The organism is Staphylococcus sp. HMSC62B09, assembly GCF_001839115.1.
In the GTDB taxonomy this organism is placed as follows: domain Bacteria; phylum Bacillota; class Bacilli; order Staphylococcales; family Staphylococcaceae; genus Staphylococcus; species Staphylococcus haemolyticus.
In genome coordinates this window covers 1-6,572 of record NZ_KV840125.1, presented here as the reverse complement: position 1 = coordinate 6,572, position 6,572 = coordinate 1, and the positions used below count along the sequence as shown (strand labels likewise).

Genomic DNA, 6,572 nt, shown 5'->3' with positions numbered 1-6,572 from the left:
TGTTAAATTGTTTATATCTGAAATAGTTCATACAAAAGACTCCATTTTGTTAAAATCATATTATAAATTCAACTTTGCAACAGAACCGATCGCTTTATCTGCCAGTTATCGTTGGGAGACTGTGGGAGAAAAAATATTAAGAAATAGTGTTAAAAAGGCATAGTGTATTAATATTACTGAATTGTAATTTGATATGTTATGCCTTTTTAAGATTTAATCTCTATTATTCCTTGTAAAACAGATGTTTAGGGGCAATCTTACTTAAAATAGCTGATAATTCATCGGGAGACTCTTTTTGACCATTGTTTATCCATTCTTGAATAATTCCAAATATTGCATTACTTAAAAAAATGGTTAGATAATGCTTTTCGATTTCTGAATAATTATTTGTATTAATTATAGGTAAAATATTCTTCTTTGCATTTTGTTGTATTAAACGTTTAACCTGATTTTGTATATCTGTCGATCCATTATCAGAGATTAACAACATGAGTAATTCTGCATCATTGCTCCAAAAATGAATAGCTTTTGCAAAAAACTCTTCTAAAGATAAATAATTTACGCTTTCCAGTATGGGTTGAATTTTTTTCATGATTTCAATTTGATGTTTATAGACTAAATCATATTTATCTTTGTAATGGAGATAAAACGTACCTCTACTAACATTTCCTTCTATGCAAATATCCTTTACTGATATATCCGCAAATTTTTTCCTTTTTAATAGTCTTTTAAGTGCATTAAGTGTATTTCGTTTGGTCTTTATTATTCTCGCATCCATTATTAATTCTTCGTTCAATTTTATTCACTCCTAAATATTAATTGACACTATTGTTGATATGTCTAATAACAATAAATTCACCGTTGATTTTTTTTTACAGGTATATAATCACATTATGCAATTAAATTGACACCGTGTCTAATAAGGGGGAGAAAATATGAGTGATAAAGTATTAGAATTGAAAAATGCTACAAAATATTACGGTGACAAAAAAGTTTTAAATGATATCAATATAGAATTATCTTCTGGAAAAATATTAGGTTTAATAGGACCAAGTGGATCAGGAAAAACGACAACAATTAAGTGTTTAATGGGTATGGAAAGTTTAAATGAGGGTTACGCAAAAATATTTGATACTGATATGCCTAATAGAAAATTATTAAATGATATTGGTTATATGGGGCAAAGTGATGCACTATATGAATCTCTATCAGCCCGTGAAAATTTAGTGTTTTTTGGTAACCTCATGGGTTTGAAAGGTAAAGAATTAAAACAAGCAATTAAAGATAATATGAAATTAGTTAACTTAGACAATGAATTAGACAAAACAGTTTCTAATTTTTCAGGTGGTATGAAACGTAGATTGTCACTTGCAATTACATTATTATCTAATCCCAATTTAATTATTTTAGATGAACCAACAGTTGGTATAGATCCAAGCCTTAGAAAGGAAATTTGGAAACAGTTACGAGAACTAACGAGTGAAGATAAATCAGTAATTGTTACTACACATGTAATGGATGAAGCAGAACGTTGTGATTACGTAGGTTTAATCGTAAACGGCAAATTATTTACAATTGGTACACCACATGAATTGAAAGAAAAATTTAAAGTGGATTCTATCGAAGAGGTATTTATCAAAGCAGAAAAGGAGGTAAAATCATGAGATTTAATGCAATCTTTGTAAGAGTTACGAAAGAGTTATTGAGAGATAAGCGAACATTGGCACTTATGTTACTTGCACCTGTATTAGTACTGACTTTAATGTATTTTATTTTTAATACTAACAACGATGTGAATTTAAAAGTTGGTGTGGATGAGAATGTTCCAAATAAAATTGTAGATGCCTTACCTTCAGATAAAGTTAAAATTAAAGAATATGATTCACCAAGTTCGATTAAAAAGACAATCGTAAACTCTGACTTGGATGTATATATTGAGAAAAAAGGTGATAAGCTCGATGTTACTTATAAAAATGAAGATCCATCAAATACCGGAACAACAAAACAATTACTAGGCAGTGCAATCCAAAAGAATAAATTGCAAGATATGGCGAAAGTAATTAATAAGATACCAAGTAATTTAAAACAAGGTAACTCAGCTCAAGGAGAACAAATCACATTAGATAATCACTATTTATATGGTGATGCTGATAGTACCTATTTTGATAAAATGTTCCCAATTCTAATTGGATTCTTTGTATTCTTCTTCGTATTCTTGATTTCTGGAATTGCTTTACTTAGAGAACGTACTAAAGGTACATTGGAACGACTACTAGCTACTGCAGTTAAAAGAAGCGAAATCGTGTTTGGTTATTTGGCAGGATATGGTATGTTTGCAGTACTCCAAACTTTAATTATTGTATTTTACGCAATTTATTTATTGAAAATTGAAGTCGCTGGTAGCATATGGTGGGTACTACTTGTAAACATACTCATTGCGTTATCAGCACTTGCTATAGGTATCTTTGTATCAACATTTGCAAACTCAGAATTTCAAATGGTTCAGTTTATTCCATTAGTTGTAATACCTCAAGTATTCTTCTCTGGAATTATTCCATTAGATAGTGTAGCGGATTGGGTGAGCTCAATTGGTTATATATTCCCATTGCGATATGCTGGTGATGCTTTAACGAATATTATGATCAAAGGTGAAGGATTTAATTATATTTGGTTTGATATTACAATCTTATTGGTATTCATCATTGGATTTACAATCCTAAATATTGTTGGACTTAAACGTTACAGAAAAGTGTAATAATTAAATATAGTATTTTAAGTAATTTAAAATAAGCAAAAAGCCCATAATTAGCGGATATGTTAATTATGGGCTTTCATAATAGAGAGCATTTCTAAATGACTTTTGATTGTCATGTAAATTGCTGTGGTAATTTACATATTATAAAACCATGATTATTACATTTCTAGGGAGATAAGTTAATGGGACAGCAACGACAAAGCGAACAATTAACCATATCATCGAAACCACGTTTAAGTTATTGGAGACAAATTATTTTGATGGTATTTCTGTACAACAAATATGCGATGATGCTGAGGTAAATAGAAGTACATTTTATCGCTATTTCGAAGATAAAAGCGACTTATTATATCATTTGATGCAACGCATAGGTGATATGTTCATAGAAAATGCCAAAAATAATGAAGACTTAATTACATACAAAGCAATTTTAGAAATAAGATGCGTCATTTAGTTGCATTTTCAAAACAAGAAGATGTATACAAAGATTGTAAAATGATAATTAGTAAAATAATGATTGAAATTGCTGCTCAAAAGAATGACCCTAAATCTATACGGATAAGAAATTCTAAATATCCTAAACTATTGTGTGATTTATATAGTGGTGTCTTAACAGAGTTGTTGAGACAATGGCTAGAAAATAAATTCGATATTTCACCAAAAGAACTATTAGAATTCTTGGAAAAAGAATTCTAATAGTTTGGCGTTTAAGTATTGTAAAAACAATATTACGAAAATATAAGTATTATTTGTAGGTATGAAGAAAGTTTTGGCACTCTACAATTGAATAATTGGAATTTATATTATGTATATTGAATTATAGTAATTAGAAGGATATTTAGACATTTGAATAATTGCAATAATGGTTCGAAGAGATATCTATGTTGCCGAGATTCTTTAGAAGATAAGAGAAATATATCACTAAAAACCGCATCACGTACTGATAAGCAGAAGCGTATCACAAATAAAACTAAAAAATAGATTGTGTATAATATAAAAGGAAGGGATTTATATTAAAATTTTGAATTCAAAAATTATTGAAAGGGAAGCTACCTTAGAAATTGGGCACTGAACCCTTAAAATAGGAACTTAATAAAAACACTATGTTCTAGGCTGCTAATTCTCTGTATTTTACAAGGGATAAGTAGCCTAGTTTTTGTTGAATTCGATTATTATTATAGTTTTTAATGTATTTTTCGACAATATCTATAACAATATGATTAGAGCTATTAAGCTGATTTTTGATGTAAAAAGTTTCAGATCTGAACATCATATCGCCCCACAAATTGAATTAATTACAGCAGATGACATTGATAACGCTTATGAAAAAGTGCTGTCATCAAAAGTGAAGTATCGATTTGTGATTGATATCAGTACAATGTAAACTTAAAGGAAAAAGAGTAGAATACACTTTGAATTTAACATACCACTACGAGGCCCAATAGACGCTCCATTGTTTCATTATAAGATGATTCGATGCGTCATCTTATAACAAGAATTATCGTGTTTCATAAATGTATAATTATACTACGTTATTAATATATTTTTTTTGAGATAAATGTTTATAACGATAGTATTGTGGTAGATAACAAATATAGGAAGTCAAAGTAACTCACATATTAAAAAATTAACTTGAAAGGAGCTTGTTATAATGAGTTTTGTAGATAAAGCAAAAGATGCAGCTGAAAAATTTAAAAATAGTGATAATGAACAAGTAAATAAAGTAAAAGATCAAATTAATGAATACACTGGTGGAGAAAAACACGATAATAAAGACAAAAAAGATGACAAATAATTGATTTTGAGTGATGACTGAGTTCATCACTTTTTTTGTTTTAACCTAAACTAATAAAAGGCTGGGATTTAGGCACTGAACCCTTAAAATGGGAACTTAATAAAAACACTATGTTCTAGGCTGCTAATTCTCTGTATTTTACAAGGGATAAGTAGCCTAGTTTTTGTTGAATTCGATTATTATTATAGTTTTTAATGTATTTTTCGACAATATCTATTACAATATGATTAGAGCTATTAAGCTGATTATTGATGTAAAAAGTTTCAGACTTTAGCGAGGAATGGAAACTTTCTATCGGGGCGTTATCGGCAGGTGTTCCCTTTCGGGACATACTTCTGATAATGCCTTTTTCTTCGCATAATTGATAATAAGCATAAGATGTATAAACGCTGCCTTGATCACTATGTAATATACATCCCTCGGGTATATCGATTTGATTTAATGTATCATTAACTAAACGTTGGTCTTGTTTATCATCTATTTTATACGCCACAATTTCTCCGTTATAAATATCCATTATCGAAGATAAATACAACATAGAATGACCAAATGGTAAATAAGTAATATCGGTTGTTAATACTTCCATGGGACAACTCGCTTTAAATTGTCTTTGTAATAAATTGTCTGTTTTATAATACGGTTTACCTATCCTTGTCGTTTTTTTAGGTCTAACTCGGCAGTTTAAATGATGCTTCTGCATAATTCTCTGTACTCTCTTATGATTAATTGATGATGTATAACATTGATTAATCAGTGCTGTAATCTTACGATAACCGTAGGTATAGTGGTTAGCTTCACATAATTCAATAACTTTTTGTGTTACAGTATCATTTTTATAGGTTTTGTTTTTCCCTCGGTAATATGTTGATTTAGGTATGTTTAATACTTCTAGTATCAATTTGATTGAATAGTTTCCTTTTAATTGATCCACTAAATCTATGACTACTGTTGGTACCACTTCCTTTCCAATGCCTTGTACTTTTTTAAAATATCCAATTCTATATCTTTTCTCTTATTTTCTAATTTTAATTGTTCTACTTCTGACAGCTCTTCTAATCCTTTACCGTAGGTATATTGTTTACCAACGTGTTGTGAAAATCTATAACTTTCCTCATTTCGATACCATTGCCACCAAGTTTTTACTTGTGTTCTATTTCTAATATTTAATTCTTCCATAATTTCTTTTGTTGAAAATCCTGCTGCTTTCATTTCAACAGCTTTATACTTTGTTTCTACTGAATAAGCAACTCTTTTCATAGAAAAAACACCTCCGCATGATTCATTTTAATATGAATTCAACGAAAGTGTTTTATATAATTCCCACTAATTGGGGTCAGTCCACTCGATTTGTGAGAAAGTATTTAGGCTTTTTGAATTAATAAATTTCTTACTTCTTATGTTTATTTAACAATTAGTACTGGGACAGAACTTCTTTTAGCAATCTTATGTGTAACATCTCCTAAAACATGTTTAATATTCAAATCGACTCTATGATTACTCATAATTACTAAATCAAATTCACCATTATTTATATCTCCAGAAGTAATTTTTTCTAAGATTGTATCTTTAATATGCCCAAAATCTACATCTATTTTATATTGAATATCTCTTTTTTCTAATTCACGTAAAAATGGAGTGAGTTTTTTCTCTTTTTCTCTAATAATATCTTCTTTATGCTTATTATAATACTTGACACTAATTGCAAGATCATTTTCTGTTACAACGTGATAAATTACAACAACTGAATCTTCATCGGTGACTTTTTCTAAATAGTCAGGGATAGCACTAAAATCATTTTCGAAATCATAGGGTAATAATATATTTTTGAACATCTACACCAGCCTCCTATTACTTATTATTTAGATGTCTATTACTTATATATACCCTAAATATGTATGCTTATTCTCATATTCAAATTATTCAAATATATTCCTTGAATTAATATATTTCAGATGGTTCTGTTGCAAAGTGAAAAAATATAGCTAACTACTAATTTATCATGTCAGTGTTCGCTTAACTTGC

General features: G+C 29.1%; 8 protein-coding genes and 2 pseudogenes. 6 read left to right on the top strand and 4 right to left on the bottom strand.

Translation table 11 applies throughout. The annotated features are described in order from the left end of the window. Positions 1-223 precede the first annotated feature (223 nt). Entirely contained in the window at positions 224-796 is a 573-nt protein-coding gene (locus HMPREF3265_RS05010; RefSeq protein ID WP_070861079.1) for a TetR/AcrR family transcriptional regulator, read from the bottom strand. A 139-nt stretch (positions 797-935) separates the two neighbouring features. Here HMPREF3265_RS05010 and HMPREF3265_RS05005 point away from each other — a divergent pair, with 139 nt between their 5' ends. From HMPREF3265_RS05005 to HMPREF3265_RS04990, 4 genes are all read left to right on the top strand, one after another. Next, entirely contained in the window at positions 936-1,664 is a 729-nt protein-coding gene (locus tag HMPREF3265_RS05005; RefSeq protein WP_002485578.1) for an ABC transporter ATP-binding protein, read from the top strand. After that, entirely contained in the window at positions 1,661-2,755 is a 1,095-nt protein-coding gene (locus HMPREF3265_RS05000) for an ABC transporter permease (protein WP_011274426.1), read from the top strand. The genes HMPREF3265_RS05005 and HMPREF3265_RS05000 overlap by 4 nt, the downstream gene beginning before the upstream one ends. A gap of 208 nt (positions 2,756-2,963) precedes the next feature. Continuing rightward, positions 2,964-3,209, top strand: coding sequence for a TetR/AcrR family transcriptional regulator (locus tag HMPREF3265_RS04995; protein WP_305367091.1), 246 nt, complete (start codon positions 2,964-2,966; stop codon positions 3,207-3,209). Next, the gene (locus HMPREF3265_RS04990) at positions 3,197-3,451 is read left to right on the top strand and encodes a TetR-like C-terminal domain-containing protein (RefSeq protein ID WP_002485431.1); all 255 of its coding nucleotides are present in this window, start codon (positions 3,197-3,199) and stop codon (positions 3,449-3,451) included. Before HMPREF3265_RS04995 ends, HMPREF3265_RS04990 begins: the two co-directional genes overlap by 13 nt. Before the next feature lie 412 nt (positions 3,452-3,863). Here HMPREF3265_RS04990 and HMPREF3265_RS13095 read toward each other — a convergent pair. Continuing rightward, positions 3,864-4,019, bottom strand: a pseudogene (locus HMPREF3265_RS13095) (IS3 family transposase); the annotation flags it as partial. On the opposite strand from HMPREF3265_RS13095, the pseudogene HMPREF3265_RS13090 reads away from it, so the two are divergent. Both HMPREF3265_RS13090 and HMPREF3265_RS12395 read left to right on the top strand, forming a co-directional pair. Next, positions 4,008-4,139 (top strand): annotated as a pseudogene (locus HMPREF3265_RS13090) (alcohol dehydrogenase); the annotation flags it as partial. The pseudogenes HMPREF3265_RS13095 and HMPREF3265_RS13090 sit on opposite strands and share 12 nt — an antisense overlap. A gap of 267 nt (positions 4,140-4,406) precedes the next feature. Next, a complete protein-coding gene (locus tag HMPREF3265_RS12395) occupies positions 4,407-4,550 on the top strand; it encodes an SAS049 family protein (protein ID WP_000011355.1) in 144 nt (47 codons plus the stop codon). A gap of 115 nt (positions 4,551-4,665) precedes the next feature. On the opposite strand, the gene HMPREF3265_RS04980 is transcribed toward HMPREF3265_RS12395, so the two are convergent. Together HMPREF3265_RS04980 and HMPREF3265_RS04970 are read right to left on the bottom strand one after the other, a co-directional pair. Then, positions 4,666-5,807 (bottom strand): IS3 family transposase gene (locus HMPREF3265_RS04980; protein ID WP_141764269.1). Its coding sequence is split into 2 segments (ribosomal slippage): positions 4,666-5,537 and positions 5,537-5,807, totalling 1,143 coding nucleotides; the frame shifts between segments, so codons are not numbered across the junction. A gap of 143 nt (positions 5,808-5,950) precedes the next feature. Beyond that, entirely contained in the window at positions 5,951-6,382 is a 432-nt protein-coding gene (locus tag HMPREF3265_RS04970; protein ID WP_000475805.1) for a universal stress protein, read from the bottom strand. Positions 6,383-6,572 lie beyond the last annotated feature (190 nt).